The organism is Lysinibacillus sp. 38-6, from assembly GCF_046245175.1.
Lineage (GTDB): Bacteria > Bacillota > Bacilli > Bacillales_A > Planococcaceae > Lysinibacillus.
Genome location: NZ_CP176417.1, coordinates 2,002,976 through 2,021,851 on the forward strand (window position 1 = coordinate 2,002,976; position 18,876 = coordinate 2,021,851).

At 36.3% G+C, this 18,876-nt stretch carries 22 protein-coding genes; 2 read left to right on the top strand and 20 right to left on the bottom strand.

Going from position 1 to position 18,876, the window contains the following annotated elements:
• Positions 1 to 101 precede the first annotated feature (101 nt).
• The gene (locus tag ACKVEV_RS10375; RefSeq protein WP_409370292.1) at positions 102 to 605 is read left to right on the top strand and encodes an ImmA/IrrE family metallo-endopeptidase; all 504 of its coding nucleotides are present in this window, start codon (positions 102 to 104) and stop codon (positions 603 to 605) included.
• Between the two features lie 511 nt (positions 606 to 1,116).
• On the opposite strand, the gene ACKVEV_RS10380 is transcribed toward ACKVEV_RS10375, so the two are convergent.
• The 3 genes from ACKVEV_RS10380 to ACKVEV_RS10390 all read right to left on the bottom strand — a co-directional run bounded on the left by ACKVEV_RS10380 (position 1,117) and on the right by ACKVEV_RS10390 (position 4,217).
• Positions 1,117 to 1,809, bottom strand: coding sequence for a hypothetical protein (locus ACKVEV_RS10380; protein ID WP_409370293.1), 693 nt, complete (start codon positions 1,807 to 1,809; stop codon positions 1,117 to 1,119).
• Positions 1,810 to 1,819: 10 nt separating this feature from the next.
• Positions 1,820 to 3,169, bottom strand: coding sequence for an AAA family ATPase (locus ACKVEV_RS10385; protein WP_409370294.1), 1,350 nt, complete (start codon positions 3,167 to 3,169; stop codon positions 1,820 to 1,822).
• Between the two features lie 286 nt (positions 3,170 to 3,455).
• A complete protein-coding gene (locus ACKVEV_RS10390; protein ID WP_409370295.1) occupies positions 3,456 to 4,217 on the bottom strand; it encodes an abortive infection family protein in 762 nt (253 codons plus the stop codon).
• A 209-nt stretch (positions 4,218 to 4,426) separates the two neighbouring features.
• Between ACKVEV_RS10390 and ACKVEV_RS10395 the strand changes: the two genes are divergently transcribed.
• Positions 4,427 to 4,675, top strand: coding sequence for a helix-turn-helix transcriptional regulator (locus ACKVEV_RS10395; protein ID WP_409370296.1), 249 nt, complete (start codon positions 4,427 to 4,429; stop codon positions 4,673 to 4,675).
• 101 nt (positions 4,676 to 4,776) lie between these two features.
• Here the strand turns inward: ACKVEV_RS10395 and ACKVEV_RS10400 are convergent, their stop codons facing one another.
• From ACKVEV_RS10400 to ACKVEV_RS10480, 17 genes are all read right to left on the bottom strand, one after another.
• Positions 4,777 to 5,445 carry a M15 family metallopeptidase gene (locus ACKVEV_RS10400; RefSeq protein ID WP_409370297.1) on the bottom strand — a complete coding sequence of 223 codons (669 nt, stop codon included), beginning with the start codon at positions 5,443 to 5,445 and terminating at the stop codon, positions 4,777 to 4,779.
• Entirely contained in the window at positions 5,442 to 5,858 is a 417-nt protein-coding gene (locus ACKVEV_RS10405; RefSeq protein ID WP_409370298.1) for a holin family protein, read from the bottom strand. Before ACKVEV_RS10405 ends, ACKVEV_RS10400 begins: the two co-directional genes overlap by 4 nt.
• A gap of 95 nt (positions 5,859 to 5,953) precedes the next feature.
• Positions 5,954 to 6,310, bottom strand: a complete 357-nt coding sequence (locus ACKVEV_RS10410; protein ID WP_409370299.1) for a hypothetical protein — start codon at positions 6,308 to 6,310, stop codon at positions 5,954 to 5,956.
• Between the two features lie 12 nt (positions 6,311 to 6,322).
• Positions 6,323 to 8,215 carry a phage tail protein gene (locus ACKVEV_RS10415; RefSeq protein WP_409370300.1) on the bottom strand — a complete coding sequence of 631 codons (1,893 nt, stop codon included), beginning with the start codon at positions 8,213 to 8,215 and terminating at the stop codon, positions 6,323 to 6,325.
• Positions 8,216 to 8,230: 15 nt separating this feature from the next.
• Positions 8,231 to 8,404 (bottom strand): hypothetical protein, encoded by a 174-nt coding sequence (locus ACKVEV_RS10420; protein ID WP_409370301.1) that lies wholly within the window; start codon positions 8,402 to 8,404, stop codon positions 8,231 to 8,233.
• Complete coding sequence (locus tag ACKVEV_RS10425) at positions 8,389 to 8,718, bottom strand: hypothetical protein (protein WP_409370302.1); 330 nt, start codon at positions 8,716 to 8,718, stop codon at positions 8,389 to 8,391. The genes ACKVEV_RS10420 and ACKVEV_RS10425 overlap by 16 nt, the downstream gene beginning before the upstream one ends.
• 14 nt (positions 8,719 to 8,732) lie before the next feature.
• Positions 8,733 to 10,757 carry a hypothetical protein gene (locus ACKVEV_RS10430; RefSeq protein WP_409370303.1) on the bottom strand — a complete coding sequence of 675 codons (2,025 nt, stop codon included), beginning with the start codon at positions 10,755 to 10,757 and terminating at the stop codon, positions 8,733 to 8,735.
• 15 nt (positions 10,758 to 10,772) lie between these two features.
• Positions 10,773 to 11,591 carry a phage tail domain-containing protein gene (locus ACKVEV_RS10435; protein WP_409370304.1) on the bottom strand — a complete coding sequence of 273 codons (819 nt, stop codon included), beginning with the start codon at positions 11,589 to 11,591 and terminating at the stop codon, positions 10,773 to 10,775.
• Between the two features lies 1 nt (position 11,592).
• Positions 11,593 to 15,006: a phage tail tape measure protein gene (locus ACKVEV_RS10440; protein WP_409370305.1), complete on the bottom strand. Its 3,414-nt coding sequence runs from the start codon at positions 15,004 to 15,006 to the stop codon at positions 11,593 to 11,595.
• An 18-nt stretch (positions 15,007 to 15,024) separates the two neighbouring features.
• Entirely contained in the window at positions 15,025 to 15,189 is a 165-nt protein-coding gene (locus ACKVEV_RS10445; protein ID WP_409370306.1) for a hypothetical protein, read from the bottom strand.
• A gap of 56 nt (positions 15,190 to 15,245) precedes the next feature.
• Entirely contained in the window at positions 15,246 to 15,620 is a 375-nt protein-coding gene (locus ACKVEV_RS10450) for a hypothetical protein (protein WP_409370307.1), read from the bottom strand.
• Between the two features lie 15 nt (positions 15,621 to 15,635).
• Complete coding sequence (locus tag ACKVEV_RS10455; protein WP_409370308.1) at positions 15,636 to 16,331, bottom strand: major tail protein; 696 nt, start codon at positions 16,329 to 16,331, stop codon at positions 15,636 to 15,638.
• Positions 16,332 to 16,658, bottom strand: a complete 327-nt coding sequence (locus ACKVEV_RS10460) for a hypothetical protein (RefSeq protein WP_409370309.1) — start codon at positions 16,656 to 16,658, stop codon at positions 16,332 to 16,334. It abuts the gene before it with no gap.
• Complete coding sequence (locus tag ACKVEV_RS10465) at positions 16,655 to 17,017, bottom strand: HK97 gp10 family phage protein (protein WP_409370310.1); 363 nt, start codon at positions 17,015 to 17,017, stop codon at positions 16,655 to 16,657. The genes ACKVEV_RS10460 and ACKVEV_RS10465 overlap by 4 nt, the downstream gene beginning before the upstream one ends.
• Positions 17,004 to 17,315, bottom strand: a complete 312-nt coding sequence (locus ACKVEV_RS10470) for a phage head closure protein (RefSeq protein ID WP_409370311.1) — start codon at positions 17,313 to 17,315, stop codon at positions 17,004 to 17,006. The genes ACKVEV_RS10465 and ACKVEV_RS10470 overlap by 14 nt, the downstream gene beginning before the upstream one ends.
• Positions 17,302 to 17,592 (bottom strand): hypothetical protein, encoded by a 291-nt coding sequence (locus ACKVEV_RS10475; protein ID WP_409370312.1) that lies wholly within the window; start codon positions 17,590 to 17,592, stop codon positions 17,302 to 17,304. Before ACKVEV_RS10475 ends, ACKVEV_RS10470 begins: the two co-directional genes overlap by 14 nt.
• A complete protein-coding gene (locus ACKVEV_RS10480; protein WP_409370313.1) occupies positions 17,593 to 18,876 on the bottom strand; it encodes a phage major capsid protein in 1,284 nt (427 codons plus the stop codon).

Consider the following 18,876-nt stretch of genomic DNA (forward strand, 5'->3'; position numbering starts at 1 on the left):
ATAATTTGCAACATTTCCAATCATTTTAAAAATTCGCCTTTTCTTTGGTGAATTTTTTTGTTACCATAAACAGAACATACGTTTGATAAAAGAGGGATATTATGAATTTTATTTATACTCATCTAGAAGATTATATTCGTGAATTATATACAAGTATTGATGTGACGACGCCTAAGCATCTTAATCCAGGATTAATTGCCTCACGCCTTGGTTTTACACTATACTTTTTACCTTACGATTCTACCAATACAGGAAATGTAATTTTTATTGATTCTAGATTGTCTGAAGAAAGGCAGTGGCAGGATTTCGGGCATGAGTTATGTCATGCGACGGTACACTCTGGTAATCAAGCAAAATCAATTCCGCTTTTTAGAGAGTATCAAGAATGGAAAGCAAATAGTTTTGCTCTCCAAGCCTGTGTACCCACTTTTATGCTTAATAAGCTGAAACTACCTACAAATGAGGAAAAAGCAATTATTACAATTCAAGCGTTCTTTCATGTAGAATACGATTTTGCGAAGAAAAGACTATATCACTATCTTAATAATCATTATTTTGATGGTTATAGACTCACTGAAGGAAGTAATTATTGTGAAGTACGTTAAATTACGATTGGTGAACAGTATAAACGAAAAAAGTAGTAAACCATTCTATCTAAGAACAACAAAAATAGTCAGTTTGAAGATGATCCCGATAAACGATTAGAATGAACATAGTATTTTCAAATGAATGCGCAACCCTTTTGCCCTGGCACAATTAGCTAATGGAGGTATCACTATACGAAAAGGTACCTCCATTTACTTCGGATACATTTTGATGATATACGGTATCCTTCAGCAGCATTACTAATTCATGATGGACAAGCCCCTAAAGCCATTCCGTTGTGATTAGGGTCGGATTTAATATAAAAATAAAAAGCCTTACAACCATTGAGGCTGTAAGGCTTATAGGACGTCCCAGGAGGACATACTACAATGCTGATATATCAACACTTCATAGCTACAATGTTTACCTTTTGTTTACCCCGTTATTTTTAGAAACCCCTCACGAGGGCCCTTTTAAGCTTATAACTATTATTACATCTAATATTAAAAAATAATAATTTATATAAATTAATCATTCATCAATAGTTTTTTGTAAAAAAGATTGATCTATTTTAATATTTTCTGCATAAAAACCATCTAATTCAGATTGAAACATTAATCTTGGTTCACGAATTTTTAATACAGAAACTTTGCCCATTTCTTCTTTTAACTTTATTATGAATTCATCTTTAATATTTGAGGTTTCAGCCCAAAATTCTAACATTGCACTGATTTCAAGGATACCATTATTTTCAATATGTGAATCGATTACGACTATATATTCACTAAGTATTTGATTAAAAAAACTTGCTCTTTGTTTACCATCCAACCCCATTTGATTAATTTGAATTAATAATTGAATTATAAATAAACTGTGATCAATTTTATTTTGAAGATCAAATCTTAAAAGTTGTTTCTCAATAGCTGTTTCAATTTCTACTCCCGTTAAGTGTGCATTTCTCTCACAAAAAATTTCTATACCTTTTATTTCTATAAAATCTAATCTATTTTCTAACGGGATAATTTTTAGCGCGTCACAAGATTTAGTCAATTCTAATGAAAAAGTATTATTTTCATTTAATTTTTTAAATAAACTATCTTTCACATTATCGAAATCGATTACTTCTACATCCGAGTTTATTCGCCTATTAGTATCTAATTCTCGTAAAGGCTTAATATCAAAAAGCCCAATTTCCAGTCCTTTTTCCAAAAAATTGTTTAACATAGATATACCCCTATAGTAGCTTTTTTAATGGATCTGACAACTTTTTAAATACTGTATTTAAATCATCATCCACATTAAAAATTCTTGTTTGTTTTTCTCCAACTATTTTTTCTGCTAAATAAAAATGTGTCTTATTATTTAACTCATATTTTTTGCTAAAATATTTTAAAGCTTGAATTGTATAAGGACTATGTGATGTAATTAAAATTTTCACACCTTTGCTAGCTAGTTTTACAATCAATTCACAATATTTAACTTGCCATTTTGGGTGTAAATGTATTTCTGGTTCATCAATTATAATTAAACTGCGCTCATTAATAATCTCAGCTTTTAACAACATTTGAATAATACTAAACGATTTTATTCCAGAAGCAACATTAGATGTTCCAAATGAATAGTAGTTACTTTCAAATTCTCTACTAAATAAAAAATCTTCTATTTCATTATTAAAATTGCTGTCACCATCTATTATTTCTATAATTTCTTCTATGAATTCTTGACCAAGGTTAAAATCAAAGAAATTAGATTCATAATATGATGAATCGGACATTTTGGAAATTAAATCCGTAAAGTGGAATGGGATTTTATGATTATTTTTATCTCTAATACTCTTATATCTTCGTTTACTCGAAAAACTTTTAGCATCTGCGATGGTTTTATACAATTGAAAAATTAACGGCGACTCTATATAAGTGGCATCTTCTAATTCAAGAGGTGTATCAGTATATGAAATTTGCATCATCCTATTATTTTCTAAATAAGCATCTAATATCCCCTCACCATTTTCTGAATATTCGATATGAGCAGCTTCACTAGTAAATTTATTATTTAAATCATTACCAAACTCTGATTTTAATGCCAACTCTACTGAATCACCTAAATATTCTATAGGGTTCTCTAACGATCTTACAACACTTCTCAGTTCTCTTAATAATGGATTAATTTCAAGTAAATTCTCTCCAGGAACATTTAACATTTCTGCTTCATGTTCAAGTTCAATTAAATAAATATTTATGAAACTATATAATGCATCAAAATCCTCCAAATTTATTAATCGTAAAACCTCTCTACGAACTTTTGGAGGGTAAATAAAACTACTTGAAAAACCTAGGTTATTCTCTACACTATTTTTTGTAATTCTCCTAAATTTAAAATAAATATTATCTATTATTTCATCAATCTCAGTAATTTTATCTTCTTTAAAATCTTTACGATGATTATTCATTCCTTTTATAATTGCAAAGATAGTTTTTCCTATTGTACTTTTTCCGGTATCATTTTCTCCTGCTATCACTGTTAATCCTTCTAATTTAACATTTCCATATTTAACTGTACCTAGATTTGCTATACCTATTTCCATAATTCACACTCCTTTTAAGAAACGAGCAATTTTAAAACACTAATTTACTCTATTACCACTATTCAAATGCAACTTCGTAAAATATTTGTATTCACACTAAATAATACCATATGCTTAGGGTTGAAGATCTAATTATTTTCAAATCCTTTTTTAGAAGTTTAAAATTAAAACACTCATTTTAATCACTCTCATTCAGCCAGTTTTGGTTGTCTATTTTATTTTTCTCAGATAAAAAAAGCACCTGATTAAAAACGGGTGCTTGTGAAAATAAACGAATACATATTATTTATCTACTTAGTTCTTTTTGCTTTTTTTCCTCCCACGACGAAATCAAAAATTCTGCCATACTCCCTGCTAAATTCACTGCAAGTTGTGCATGGCGTACAGAAGGCTTTGTTCCATTCTTACCTTTCCCATGAGCATCACTAAGCTTATTTCTTAAAGCGCCTAGACCAGTTACAACTGATACGCAACCACTTAGTATTTTCTTGAAAATTTCCTCTGTATATTCATTTGGTGCTAATCCGAGAATGCTTTGTACTTCTTTATATAATTGAGGTAAATCTGCTTTTTCATCATAATTTCTCTTTGATTCATCTAAGATATGTTTCATTGTTGTTTCTAGGAGTGTTCTTGCCATTGTTATAGCTCCTTCTGGGTCATTTATTCTACGATTTAATGCTTTCTCCCAGGATTCTTTAATATATGCTCCAGCGTTATTATTAATTGTTTTATTAACCACATTATCTAAAGGTGAACCTTTATACATTAAATCTTCGAGAAATGTCAAAGCTGGGTTAAACTCATCTCTTAGATAATTTCTTCTTTCTTGATATGATGGGAATTTTTCTTTAATAAACCCCCAAAATTCCGTTAATGTTCTACAATATCCTAAAAAACCGGGCAAAAAATCTCTTATACAACTATTTGACATTAGCTTTTTTCTTAAATCACTAAACTCCTCATTATCTACAGGTCCAGAACTAGTAGCAAAATTCACTAATAAATTTTTTAGAATCTGTACATCTTCGTAAATTTCATCGTACATTTAAAAACCCCACTTCTAATTAATATCTATTACAGATGTATAATATTTTACACTAATTATTAATAAAATTAACTAATATATAATTTTATAGTAATAATTGGAAAGAACTCAATTTTTTGATTACTCCATGATAGTCATTTACTCAATAAGCTTAATTTTAGTTATTGTTAATATCGTTGTATTTTTAAAAAAGAAAAGATGTTAATGCATTGACTAAATACAAAGCAGCTAATAAAGAAGAATTTATTAAATTGGTTCAATTTGAAATATTAAATACAACAGAGGTTTTAGAGGAATTACAAATATCACGGCAGGCATTAAATTCCCTTGTAAAACGAGGGAAAATAGTTCCAGTAAAAGAACTTAGTCGCAATCGATTATTCTTAAAAGAAGATATTGAAAGTAGAAAAGATGTAGCTAAAGGGCTTACCTCAAAGTATAGACCTTATGATGAATAAACAAAAAAAGCCCAGGTACTCACTTAATAAGAGTACCTGGGCTTTCAAATAGATACGATAACTATAAAACCCCCACTCATTTTTGAAAAGGGTCAAATTTATTACATTATGTTACGTCTCTGCTGAATAGTAATATACAACCCTACTAACCGATCCGTTGTCATCACACCACTTTGTAAATCCTTCAAGTGTGAAGCATTTATAACCCCATCCTTTACTGCCTGTTCAATAAAGTTTTCCGTCTCAGTTCTTATAGCTGGTGAACCTGGATTCCAAATTGTATTTGCCACTTTAATATCCTCCTTCTTGTCTTTCACAATTAATTGAACTTTCAATTTACTGTTACTTGGCACGATTACTTGTCCTTCTAATTTGTAGCCTCTAGGAATCTTCCAATTACGCTTCACTTCAAAATGCGGACGGTCAATTCTTTGTGTCCAATCACCACCCCATGTAATCCCTAAATTACGAGCAATTGCCCCTACTTTTGTTAATGTATCAACATCATATAAGGGTTTTGGGGGAGCCACGGCAATGTCCCATGCTAATCGTGAAGTATGATTACTCTTCAGCGTCCACGTCACAACTTTCCCTGGTCTTGTACGTCCCTGCTGATACAAATAATTTTGGCGTGCTTGTGAACGATATGTTTCGGTAATAAAGATGTCTTTTATCCCTGCTTTATAGCACTCTTGAAAGAGCAATCTGCACGCCGTTTGCGCAACTGGTAATAGTTCAGCTAAATCTCGACATGTTGTTGTGACACTCATTGTTTATCATCCTTTTTATCATCATTGTCGATTTGTAGCTGTTTAAAAGCGTTCGTTAAAAACTTCGGAACTTTCATCCCTAACTTACCAAGATTCTCAATCATACTGATGCCTTCCATACCAATCAGAAAGAGAATCATGGCATTCCGCATAAAGTTCCCGCTCTCTGTTGCTAAGTCTAGTTGCACTGCAGCAATGACCATCAAAATCATTGCCACTTTTTTAAACAGTCCGATTAAAGCTTTTCTGCTATCAACGTTTTTCACAACAAAAGCAACCATGATGCCTAAAATGTAATCAATGGCAATAAAGATAACGAATGCTTTAATTAAATGGTCAATGCCACCAACAAAATAAGCGACTCCTGCCATGGAGCCGCCTACGAGTGATGTATATAATGTGTCTGTTTTCATTGCACACCTTCCTTTTTTTCATAATAAAAACCCTCCTCAAACATGATGTGGAAGGCAAAAAAATAACGCTAAGCTTATGCTTGCGTCTTTGTTATTTATTCCGCTTCAGCGACCTGAAAAGCATGTTTAAAAATTAGCATTGCGTCATTTATCATGACATATTCCATTTTGTTAATATCAGCTTCTAATGCATCTAATACCTTTTCTAAATCATCCGCATTCGTACGAAGCTTACTTTGTCCAACTGTGATTCCTAAATTATAATCTTCCATATCCGAACACTCATTTTTCGCCACAGCATGGATCATAAACTTACTGACCACTTTACGCCCTAATCGCACGGCAACATTTTGCGGTGTATTGAGTATTCTTTGAATCTGCGCTAAATCTATGTTGCCTTCTAATGCAAACGCTGTTCCTTCATTTGAAATTAAAAAATAATTTTGTGCCATATAGATATCTCCTTATCTTAATGTGATGGTACCTAAATCTCGCCCAAATCTTTTAAATACTATCGTTCTTGCGTTATTTGAACTTTGTGTAATTTCTAGACCCAGTGTGTTAGTACTTACATAATTTCCTCCACCACCTAGACCTACTACTCTCGCTCCACTAAAATCAACCGTTCCATTAAACGAGTGTCGTGATCCGCTATATACGATGTCATTCCAAGCACTTAATTGAATCGTCCCGTTTGCTCCACCTACCGAAGTCAAATCGCTGAAATGGAGTCTATTTCCCATGTGAATATCTTCTTTAATACGAATGTAACCTGCATGAATTGTCCCCAAATTACCACTTATGTCTGAAAGAACTCTGACAGCCCCCTGCAACTCAATGTTTTGCGCTCGAATTTTTACCGAAGTAGCCGTTTGATTGATTAATGAGGATATTGTATTCCCGTTAAAATCAGTGACCGATACTTTCTGTGAAATCTGATGAGCTTGTTGTGTAATGGACGATTCAGCATTGGCCACTCTTGTACCAATGCCTTGTATCTGGACAGCTTGAGCACTGACCGTAGACTGTATTTGATTAGCACGGACATTAATAGCAGCTACTTCATTTGTGATGCGATTATTAACCGTTTGACTAATTTTATCAGCCTTTATTTCAATAGCAGCTATTTCTTTTGTAATACGATTATTGACTGATAGACTAATATCATCTGCCTTTACTTCAATGGCTGCTATTTCTTTAGTAATACGATTATTAACTGCCAGACTAATGTTATCTGCTTTTACTTCAATAGCACCAATAGATCGATTTAACTGTGTCACTTCCAATGTGATTCTATCGTCCGTTTTGTCAAATTTACTCTGAAACTTTTTCTTTGTTTCATCCATATTTGTAGTCAACTCTTGTTTCATTTCACCTAATTCTTCATTCGTATCATCTAACTCCTTTTTCTGGTCAACCATCACATCCTCTGCTGTTTTCGGTAAGCTATTACCGAATACTACACTTTGAGTGATTAATTTCCCATCACGCAATACCTTTGTTTGTTGAAGAATCCGTGTCTGCATTTCGATTAGCAATGGCTCATAAATCAACCATATACGTTCTCCAATTTCACGTTCAACAAGTTCAGGTATCGTTGACTCAATCGCTAATTCTGGTACGTCTTGCAGCTGCGATTTTATATAATTTAGCAAGGTTTCACGGTTTGTAAAACGCTCATCTCTCACTGGTTCCGCTTCTAATCGACCAAACGTAGCAATGTTCGGTGACCGATACTCCACCGTTAAACCATCTGCACCATATCCTTTTATAACAGTAGCTAAGTTTGTCGTATCCTCATTTAGTACCACACTAGAAATATTGTGTTTATAACGATATTGATAATCGTAATCGCCACCTATTTCTTTCTTGAAATGAATTTTTTTATCCGGCAATAGTATATATTCAACTTCATGATAATTGCATATTTTTTTAACTAATGACACGATATTCCCTTTACCTAACGAGCGTATATAATTTGTCTTTTGTGCAATATCATCATCAATGATCACTGTCCAACCCGTACCATTTAACGCAAAATGAAGATGATTTTGTAGAGTATGATGCCCACTAAAGTGAGCATGTTGTTGTACTTTAGTCAAGTCATAAAACACACTGACGGCCATTACGGTTTTACTATGCGTAGTATTACTATACTGCTTGACTCTAAAATCATAGCCATCGACAGTAACTATGGATTCTGACTCCAATACATCATATCCAGGATTGTTTGGTCCCTTAAAACAAGAAAACGACACTGTAAAAGTGCCGTCTACTGACTGTTCCATATTAAAATCAGTCACAATATCATGAAGTGGCTCAATTTGCGAACCATCTAATGATGTAACATAAATCAACACAAATCACCTGCTTTATTCAACTGCCAATGTAGCAATTTCACGCTCTGCAATTTCTAACTCTACATATCTTTGTAATGCTTCTGGTTTCACATCTTTAACGGTACGAACCTCGCCCAAAATACTCGTTGCATATGCTTTCACCAATCGTTTTTGTACAAGAGTCAATCCTTCTAAATGTTTCTCCATGATTGAAATACCTCCATTTCTAATAACATGGTAAGAATCTTTACTTCTAAATCTGCATCTTCTATTTCTTCCACTGACGGCTTTAAACTCTCCAGTAATTGTTGTTCTTTATGCTCCGCTAGCTCTTCTTCTCTTGCGCCTTCAACCCATTGAATACCATCCCATTTTGGACGATAAAACGGTAAGGGCTGTGGTAAATCAGTCGTGACGTACTCACCAATCGGTTCAATCAGTTTACCTGTCTCGTCAAATTGCCCTAAAAATACTTCCTCAATAAAGCCATCGCTATTCACTTGATAAATATGCTTATGCACAAGAAATCACCTCCCTAGGTTGTCCTAAAGGAACAAGCAACTGTAACAGCATTTATTTGGAATTCGCCACTGATGTCGCCATTAGTGTCTATACTAACAACTACCAGTTTATCACTTGTAGAACGTATACTATATCCGACAGCACATACATCAATCTTTTTGCTTGGTCTATATCCTACTGGCAAAGTACCATAGACACGATCACTTGTTATTCCTAGTCTCGCGATAGTACCTTGTAAATGAACAATTCCAAATTCATCTTTATAATATGTTAAAGGCTCAAATTCACCAGGTCTTCCACTAAAACTTGATCGGTGGTTAATCCATGCTGACTTGACTACAACTTGGGTTCTGGGAGTTAGCTCTTTGTTTGCTTTTGTTTCAACTAATGTTCGTACACCTTGTGCTGATACTGGCATATTATCAAAGAATGCTAATTGTGGATGATCGGTTATATGTGGCACACCTATAGCATTAAAATCTCGGCCATTATAAACAAATTCATAAACTTTGTACGCTTGTAATGTCTGTCTACTCTCCATATAAATAATTGGCGTTTGTCCTTCTATTAATTGATTTTGAAAGCTTACATCTTTAGCTCCAAGACCATTGATATTGAATTTTACTCTACCGTTCTTATTATGTTCTGTTGGTTGAAGAAGAACACGTAATCCTGGTACATATGCTGTAATACCTGGAATCGTAAAATTATAGGTTCCGTTTGCGTCTTGTTTCGCCTGAACAAAATAATCATGGGAATTTGATTCTCCTGGTGGTCCCGGTGGTCCAGCAGGTCCCCGTGGTCCTTGTTGTCCTCGTGGTCCGGGTGCCCCAGCTTGGCCTTGTGGTCCCTGTGGTCCTTGTTGTCCTCGTGGTCCTGCTGGGCCTTGTGGTCCCGGTATTCCTTGTTTTCCTGGTTGCCCCGGTGGTCCTGCTGTCCCTTGTAACCCACGCGGACCTTGAGCACCTTTCAATGATTCAAGCCATTCTTCCATCGTCCCTTTAAAACCATTTTCTACAGCTAGTTCATATGCTGATTTCCCTTGTGGTCCTTGAATTGGCCCAACATCTTTCCATTTTTTTAGGTTTACTTGCCATACATGAAGATTCCCATTAATCAGATAAGCGTCACCTGGTTCACCAGTTGACGGTCTATCATTTTCACTTTTCAACTCAGCAATAACATTCAGACCTGTTCCATCTTTTCCATCTTTTCCATCTTTTCCATCTTTTCCATCCTTACCGTCTTTACCATCTTTACCTGGTAATCCTTGCGCACCTTTGGCTCCTTTTTCAGCTAATAAAGACCAATAGGCATTGGATTGAGTTGGAAATGTAGGTGGTGTTTTGCCTAAGTTATTTTGTAATGCGAAAAATGTTGACCCTTTAAAGATAGCAATATTATTTTTATAATACTGTGTTTTATCATTCCAAACGCCACGATGACTAATATTTGTAATAAGAGACTCTATTGCACTAAGAGCTGTTTGAGCTTGCTCTGTTGCCTCTAATGCACCTTGTTTCGCTTTATTTGCCTCGGTTTTCGCCTTATTCGCATCTGCAATCGTCTTTTTGATACCTTCAAGCGTTTGCGAAACTGTGTTTATAGCCTGTTTCAATGCTACGTCGTTTTGTTCTAGCGCTTCTTGCGTCGATTTTTTATTTGTTTCAATCGCTTGTTGCACCGCTTTATTTGCCTCAATTTTAGCAGCTGTATTGGCATCCTCAATCGTCTTTTTCATGTCTTCAAGCGTTTGCGAGACTGTATTCAGTGCCTGTTGCAATGACATGTTGTTTTTTTTCAGCGCTTCTTGCGTTAACTTTTTATTTGTATCTATTGCTTGTTGTACCGTTTTATTTGCATTTTCTACACCGTCATTTAATCGTTGTAATAACTCATCGACTTCATCTCCACCAGCTAAAACATTTATCTGATATTGTAAATTTGCAAAACGCTGTAAGATGTCCTGCCAAGTATTATTAACATTTATCCTTTCTTCCCTGCTTAAAGGTGAATTGGTATTATATAGCCTAGACATCGAAAACACCTCACTTTACATATATAAAAATCGAAAATTAAAAGAGATAGATGCAATCGTTCCACCTGTTACGGTAAATTGATTGCGACCTATCCCTAATGTTAATAACTTTTTATTTGTATGCTTAAAAACCGACACGCCGTTTTTTAATGACTGTATACCTTTTAAAATTAAAACATCATTAATTGTGAGAGCACCATTGTAACGGTATACATCACCTGTTGTATTATTTTTGACCTGCAAATAAGAACTAGCTGTTGCTTTAATAGTTATTTCCAATTCATGTTCTCGTGGATCGATGACGATGTTCCCGATGTTTTCAATGACAAATGAATTGGATGCATGCTCATAACGATATTCTTTGTCCCAGTCAATCCCCATTCCCCAAGACCATAGATTGACATCCCACTCTTTCCGAGTCTGGAGGTCTAAGGATGTACCGAAACTTTCCGCTCTACCGTCCACAGCTAATAGGCTTACATCATAGCTTGCATGCGTATAGCCTTTATCGCCCATTACGCCACCATTTACAAGTACTTTCCATCGTTTTTGAGGTACTGCACTTTCATGAAAATATAAATCATCAGCGAAAGATAAAACTGCATATAACGCATCACGTAATAAATACGTATCATGAAAGTCATATGCTTTTAACAGAAATCGAGCGTCAATCGGGCGCGGTTGCAATTGTCTCCCGAGCACCACACGTCTTCCATTTTCAACCTCCGCCGTAATGTAATTATAGGATGGCGTTGCAATGTTACTGTGTAGGGCAATAATGCTCTCTGTATCATACTTTAATCTTTCGCCTTTTTTATCAGTAAAGAAAAACATGCTATAGCCCCCTCATGTAACTTTTCATACTCTGCCCAGCCCCCATTTTTTTGTTAATGACGTCAAACGTAGCGTAGCCGATAACCTTATCATTTAGGATAATCGGCGCTGGCTGGATATGAAATTGGTGCACTTGATTGACTTGCTGTTGCGTTGCTTTTACGCCTTGACTTAAACCATCAATTAAGCCGTTGCGTAGCATCTGTTTCGTTTCATCGTGTGTCCATACTTTTGCACCTCTCGGAAGATTGTATAAACCAAAGCCAGCGATACCATATGCACCGTTCGCTCTAAATAATTCATACCCTTTCTCACCCATAAACGCCATTCCACCCGGATGGTAGGTTGTACCGTCCGCATAGCCAAATATCTTTTTCGCACTGTCGGCAATAATATTAATGACCTTCCGAATCGGTTTGGACCATTTTTCATTTTCTTTTTCAGGTTCTTTACTTTGTTTAATATCTACTTTTTTTGTATGGCTTTTATCGAGCTTGCCGTTCCAAATATCAGTTTTTTTAATATTGTCATCGGTGTTTTGTTTAGCCTTAATAAACTCACCATTCACTTTCTGCAGTTTAAGTTGACCATCATCGAATTTTTTATTTTGTGTTTCAACACTTTTAATCACACTATCTAACTTCGTTTTAGCTTCGGCGATTTTTTGATTCTCTTCTTGCAGTTTTCGAATCCCTTCTTGCTTCTCACCGTTACTATCTCCTTCACGTTTAATTTTATCTTCCAGTTGACTAATCATTGTTTGATTTTTAGTGATAGCTGCATCTAGTGATTCTAGTTCTTTTCCTTTTTCAATATTGATGCCAAGATTTTTTGTCAGAATTTCTCTGTAGAAATCGAGATTATGTCTATTTTTCGTTACGAGTTCCCCTGTTGTAGAGGATTGTTTTTTCTTTTCTTCCAATGTTTTTTCCTCTGTCGATAGCGTGGCGTTCAGTACTTCTAAATTTTTATTGTTTTTCTTATTTTTCGTTTCAAGCTGCGCATTTTGCAATTTTAGTTCATTTCTTTGCCCTTCTAAATTGAAATATTCCTTTAGTCCACCTTCCTTTATCCGTTGTTTCAATTCGGCTAACTTTTCATTGTTTTCAAGAATTTGCGCTTCATTATCCGCAATCTCTTTTTGGATATCTTTTTGTTGCGCTTTTTTCTCATATACAGACTCTTCTAATGCAACAATATCCCCTAGTAACGTTTCATAGTGGTCAATCTCAGCGTTAACTGCTTCTAAATCGGCAATCATTTTGTTATATACTTCAATTTCCATCCGTGCTAATTCAGCTTGTGTCATCTCGCGTAACTTCCCTGTAGTATCCGCAATTCGATTACCGTATTCTCCTACGACCTCACCCGCTTGTGGGAATAATTCTGTCAATCGCGCATTACTCATTAGTAATTCGTTAAATTCTTCATTGGAAAGACCCGATTTCTCTCGTAATCCTTCCATTCGCTTTTCAAGTTCTTCCACTCGTTTAGGTGATGTTGTATGCTCTAGTTCCGTTTGTAAATCAAGGAATTCCGCAAACTCCTCACGAGAAAGTTTGGATTTTTCCCATAGCCCTTCAAAACTATTTGTGAGATTGTCTACCGTATCAGCTTGTTGAATTGTCTTCTCTATCAGTTCACTCGTCTTATCAATATCCACGCTTTTTTCTTCTAAAACTTTTGAATGACTTTCCGCTAGCTTCAAATTATGATCTGCTAGTTCTTTATCCGCCTTTAACTGCTTATCGGCTTTTTCACGTGTTAACGAATAAGCTGCCCCTAACGCCGTAACCACCCCTATGACAATCCCTACAGGTCCAGCAATTGCACTAATCATAGGAAGTAGTGCTGGAAGTGCAGTCATTAACATCCCTAACCATGTGAGTAGTGCACCCCCTACCACTAATAAAGGACCAAGCGCCGCAACTAGCCCCGCAATTACGACAATTACACGTTGTGTACTTGCATCTAAACCATTCATCCAATCCACTAATTTTTGTGCTGCGTTGACGAGCCAAGTAAGTGCTGGCTCCAACGCATCATAAATCTTAATTGCTAATTCTTCTAACGCTGATTTTAAATTTGTCAGCTTTCCTGCGAGGTTGTTCTGCATGACTGCAGCCATTTCCTTCGCTTTCCCCTCGGAATTACCTATCGCGGTAGATAGCTTATTGAAATCAGCCTCCGTTGCATTTAAAACAGCAAGCATACCAGCCATTGCTTCCTTACCAAAGATGGTCGCTGCATAACTTGCTTTTTGGTCTTCTGTCAGCTTTTTGAAAGATCCGCGCATATCACGTAATAGGACATCTAAAGGCTTCATTTTCCCATTACTGTCTTTTATACTAATACCTAATTCCTTCATGGCTTTTTGCATTTCTTTTGTTGGTTTGGCTAGGTTTGTTAACGCCCCTCGTAACGCTGTACCCGCAGCACTTCCTTTCACACCTGCATTCGCCATTAAACCAAGTGCAGCAGAAGTATGCTCTAAGCTATATCCAAATGCACCAGCCACTGGCGCAATATATTTAAATGCTTCGCCTAATCTAGCAACATCGGTATTGGCGTTACTTGCTGTCGCCGCTAAAACATCCGCATAGCGTGTGGCATCACTCGCTTTATCTCCAAATGCAGAAATAGCATCTGTTAAAATATCTGATACTACTGCAAGATTTTCACCTGAAGCCGCTGCTAAGTCGAGAACACCATCGATACCGTCCATCGATTGCTTAACGTCCCAACCTGCAAGTGCCATGAATTTAAACCCTTCTGTTACCTGTTTTGCACTAAATTTTGTACTAGAACCTAATTCGCGTGCTTTGCCTTCTAACTTTCCTACTTCTACAGCTGTCGCGCCGCTAATCGCTTGTACTTCGGATAAACCCGCTTTAAAATCCGTACCGATTTTTGCTGCGATTCCCCCAACAGCAAGTAACGGTGTTGTCACTTTCATACTTAGCTCTTTGCCGACATTCGACATCTTTTGCCCTAATTCTTTTACTGATTTACCAGCCTGCGCAACCTTCTCGCTAAATGAACGATGTGTATGATCGACACGCTTTAACTGCCCTTCATAATGCTTTAACTTGGATTCCGTTTCCGCTATCTCACGTTGAAATGCGCGATATTGTTCTTCGCTGATCTTACCTTCTTTGAACGCTTGTGTAACTTGTTCTTGCGCCTGTTTCAGCTGATTTAACTTTTTTCGAGTATTTTCTACTTGCTCTGCAAGTAATTTCTTTTTTTGAGCTAACAACTCTACATTTTTAGGGTTGAATTTTAAGAGTTTTTCTACATCCCTTAATTCTTTTTGAATGTCTCTCGAACGTTTATTGACAGCTGATAATGCTCGATCTAGCCCCCTCGTTTCACCGTCTAGCTCAATGATAATACCCTTTATGCGTTTGCTCACACCTCATCCTCTCCGCTTTTAAAAATTATCAAAATCACTTTGTGTTGCCTTTCTCACCACTACATTTTTAGATGTATTGCTTTGATTTTTCAATTCTAAATATTGCACGGCATAATCTAAGCACGCACCAATCGTCATATATTCCATATCATGCAGCGTGAGACCTACTAGTTTACATGTCATAAAAAAAGACTCCGTCGTTAACACATCATCTGTGTCAACCTCTACGGAAGTCTCATCTACTTTTTTCTATGGATATTCCCTACTAACAGTCGAGTGAAATCATCATTTAATAACAAATCCGTCACTGGCATATAATCGATTTCCTCTAACCAATCATAAAATGGTTTGACGTTCTTATCGGCCGTCTTCACAAACGACCATAGTAATTGATAGATAGTCATAGTATCAAAATGATCAATAAGTGTCTGCAATTTTTTATAATCATTGGCATTCTTAGCCTCACTCAGCTGCATAATGCCTTCAATATCTCCGATAGCTCTGAGCGTATCTTTTAAAATGTCACTGTTAAATTGATTTTTATAATGAAAAGGTGTTAAAGCATTAGCTTTTATGCGCCATTCGACTTCACCTAAATGTATTGTCCCTTCCATCTCTTATTCCTCCCATTACGAATCTTGAGATTGTGATTGTGCTGCTTCCTCGGTCTCTTCTTTCTCCTGTGAATCTTTTGTCTGTTGATCCGCTTCTTGTTGTCCTGTTGCTTTTTTCTGTGATCCAGTTTTAGTATCTTCTGTAGATTTTGTAACGATGGCCATAGGATCAACAGGTTTTGTGTACCATGCATTATAAATTTCTGGTTGTAATTCTAGCGTCGATTTTGCACGGGTTGTGCCATCTGGTCCGGGTGCAGCGGTAAATGTTAATTCAGACGTTTGCGCCTCAATATTATCCGCATTGGTTTTCCCACTTAATGTTGGACGTGAAGCTGTACAATTATAAAGGACATGACGTGTCGCTTTTTTATCGCCATCAAATTCAAATGCCATCGCAAAGGATTTGCCTTTTGCATTGATATTCTCAACTAACAGACCGTTTATTTTTTGTTCACCTAAAATTTCTGTTAAGAAAAATTCCGGAATTTCCGCAATTTCAAGCGTTCCATCGTAGCCTTGATTCGAGTTGAAAACATGGTATGTCCTATTGTCTGCATGAAAGGGTGTTTGCTCCCCTTTAGGATTTAATACAAGGTTTACGGCTCCTGGCATACTTTTAAAATCGGCATACTCTATTTTACCTTCCTTCATTGTTAAAGGTGCGATGTGTACATTGGTTAATCCATAGCGTACTTTATTCTCTTCCATTTATTTATCCCCCTTAATTGTGATGGAATAAGTTGTCTTTAATAAGTGTTCCTCCGCAATAAAAAAAGCAGTGGATTGATATGGAATACTGAATTCATCAAGTATCTTTTCAACACTGCTTTCCGCTTCTAGATCGCGTTTATCTGTATAAAGTTCGATCTCGACATCCTCAAATTTTTTATACACCTTGTTGTCCGCCATAAAATTTTCCGACCCTTCCGGCATAATAACAATAAAAGGCACAGACACCTTGCCCTCAAAAGCAATATTGGCGACTGGGTAACCTGTACAATCGAGAGCACCATATAATTCTTCTAAACCTATCAACCACGGATCACCCTTTCAACCTCTTTCTCATATTTTTTAATGGCTGATTGCTCCACAGGATAGATATGCACTTGTGGGCTCGTCCGACCCCCATTACGCTTCGCATGGCCGTTTTCGAGTAAATGGGTTAAAGACGGCTTGTTTTGATTGCAAATAACAACCGCTGACCCTTGTTTTGCAGTCGTCCATCCTTTCGCATATTCACCTGTTTTTTTAGGACTAGTGTTTCTAAGCTCTTTCGCCCCTTCACGCGCAATATTTGATTTCGCTTTTTCTAGCCCCTCACTCACTTCCTGCGAAAAAGTATTTAATTCATTTATAATCGTGTCACTTAATTCATCCACGCTAATTCTTATCATTCATTTTCACCTCGCAAACTAATTCAAGTTCTCGAAAATTTTTCTCGTAAGTCCGAATGATGGAAAATAATTGGTTTTGATAACGGAGATATTTTTCCGCTTTATATTCATGTGCCCAAACTGTAAAGACCATTTCGGGTTTTAAATCCGTTGTGGCAGCTTGATAAAATTCGGACTGTCGTACCGATTTCCTGTCAGCTAGTATTTTTCTTGGTTCTCCAAATAACTCTTTTTCATTCCCAATGTGATCTTTCTCGATATGTGTTGGTACTAAAAAGATCGTACTATTCCGTCTCATTTTGAGACCCTCCTAGTGCTAATTGCGTTGCAAGTGTACGAAAAACAGGAGAGAATTTGATCTCTCCTGCGTTTAAATTCCATAAATCCGTTACACCAATTACTAACACACCAATACCTAAATCTGAATTTAATCGTTCTGCTTTCACACCAGCACCAAGTAAATATGCTTGCACTGCTAGTAACTTTTGTTTAATCACACCATCTATTAATTCATCCGCTTCTAGTGACATATTCAGTCCTTTTTTACACTCCATTACTAATTGTTCAGTTATCAATCAGCTGTCTCCCTTCACTTCTGCGCCCTTACGAATTAATACAACACCGTTGGTATCCGCTAATTTTCCATCACAAATTAATGTCGATTTGCTAATCCATTCGTCCGTATCATCATTGAAATATCGTTTATAGTATAGTTGCATATTACTATTCACCATGTAATCAGAGAGCTTCACTAAAATCCCGACAATATCGCCTTTTTGTGCATCATCAATGCTTGGTAAATGATCTTCAATCGCAATCACTTCTTTTCCAAGTAATCGTTCCGTTTGGATACCTTCTAAACCATAATCTACACGTGCAACAGGCTGTCCAAAAGTATCGACCATCCCGACAATATATTTATTCCAATCGGCATCTGCCATAATTAGTACGGCCCCATTTCGATATCTGCGAGGAATTTTCCCGTACAACTGAGCCCAAGTACTATATTCACCAAATGCTTGAGGCGTCACATCAATAATTTGTTGTTTTGGAACACTCTTATCCTTTGTGATTCCTAGCGGTTGCCCTGTACCACTACCGTTAATAATTGCCGCTTCAATCGCAATAATCATCGCCTCATAAATATTATCTGCAACGGTTTCTTCAAATACAGGCATCGCTACTGTATCAGCAACCATTTCTACAGCTACTCGACATTGTAACTTGTGATAAGTAAAAGAAATTTTACCTTCCACCGTTTTCTTCTGCTTGTCCGACATTGTTCCTGCAGCTACCCATGTCGCTACAGGTTTCGCATTTGAAAGTGGAATTTCTACCCCACCTTTAAGAGCTGTTTTTGTGACTCTAGCCCAAATACGCCCCGTATCTTTCATTTTTTCAACAATCTTATTTAATACAGTTGTTGGAATAACAATCCCAATATCTCCGGTGCCAGTCGTAGCATCCGCGCGGAATTCTAACTGTTCATTTTTAATTCCTTTTGTCACATACTCCATGAATGCTTGTCGATATTCAGGTGTATCGTAAGGATCAGATGAACGTGATACATGACCATTTCCACCCCCAATACCATATGTCCCTAATACATTTAATTGTCCTTGCGATGGATTTCGTTGTTCGCGTGCTTCCAGTCCCTCCAACTCATTATTTTCTTCGTTATCATCATCAGGCAATTTATCCACCATGCTCCGCAACTCGGCAATCTCCGCGTTTAATCCTTCTAATTCCGTATTAATGCTGCGTAATTCCTCAACAGATTCTGTTGTTTCACTCGTTTTTCCTAATTGTTTTTTTCTTTCTTCTTTTCTAGCTAATAGTGCAAGTAATTTCTTTTTCAT

Excerpts from the sequence above, each read along its gene's own strand:
- ACKVEV_RS10375 (WP_409370292.1), top strand. The coding sequence starts at position 102 with ATGAATTTTATTTATACTCATCTAGAAGATTATATTCGTGAATTATAT.
- ACKVEV_RS10380 (WP_409370293.1), bottom strand. The coding sequence starts at position 1,809 with ATGTTAAACAATTTTTTGGAAAAAGGACTGGAAATTGGGCTTTTTGAT.
- ACKVEV_RS10385 (WP_409370294.1), bottom strand. The coding sequence starts at position 3,169 with ATGGAAATAGGTATAGCAAATCTAGGTACAGTTAAATATGGAAATGTT.
- ACKVEV_RS10390 (WP_409370295.1), bottom strand. The coding sequence starts at position 4,217 with ATGTACGATGAAATTTACGAAGATGTACAGATTCTAAAAAATTTATTA.
- ACKVEV_RS10400 (WP_409370297.1), bottom strand. The coding sequence starts at position 5,445 with ATGAGTGTCACAACAACATGTCGAGATTTAGCTGAACTATTACCAGTT.
- ACKVEV_RS10405 (WP_409370298.1), bottom strand. The coding sequence starts at position 5,858 with ATGAAAACAGACACATTATATACATCACTCGTAGGCGGCTCCATGGCA.
- ACKVEV_RS10410 (WP_409370299.1), bottom strand. The coding sequence starts at position 6,310 with ATGGCACAAAATTATTTTTTAATTTCAAATGAAGGAACAGCGTTTGCA.
- ACKVEV_RS10420 (WP_409370301.1), bottom strand. The coding sequence starts at position 8,404 with ATGGAGAAACATTTAGAAGGATTGACTCTTGTACAAAAACGATTGGTG.
- ACKVEV_RS10430 (WP_409370303.1), bottom strand. The coding sequence starts at position 10,757 with ATGTCTAGGCTATATAATACCAATTCACCTTTAAGCAGGGAAGAAAGG.
- ACKVEV_RS10435 (WP_409370304.1), bottom strand. The coding sequence starts at position 11,591 with ATGTTTTTCTTTACTGATAAAAAAGGCGAAAGATTAAAGTATGATACA.
- ACKVEV_RS10445 (WP_409370306.1), bottom strand. The coding sequence starts at position 15,189 with ATGACATGTAAACTAGTAGGTCTCACGCTGCATGATATGGAATATATG.
- ACKVEV_RS10450 (WP_409370307.1), bottom strand. The coding sequence starts at position 15,620 with ATGGAAGGGACAATACATTTAGGTGAAGTCGAATGGCGCATAAAAGCT.
- ACKVEV_RS10455 (WP_409370308.1), bottom strand. The coding sequence starts at position 16,331 with ATGGAAGAGAATAAAGTACGCTATGGATTAACCAATGTACACATCGCA.
- ACKVEV_RS10465 (WP_409370310.1), bottom strand. The coding sequence starts at position 17,017 with ATGATAAGAATTAGCGTGGATGAATTAAGTGACACGATTATAAATGAA.
- ACKVEV_RS10470 (WP_409370311.1), bottom strand. The coding sequence starts at position 17,315 with ATGAGACGGAATAGTACGATCTTTTTAGTACCAACACATATCGAGAAA.
- ACKVEV_RS10480 (WP_409370313.1), bottom strand. The coding sequence starts at position 18,876 with ATGAAAAAGAAATTACTTGCACTATTAGCTAGAAAAGAAGAAAGAAAA.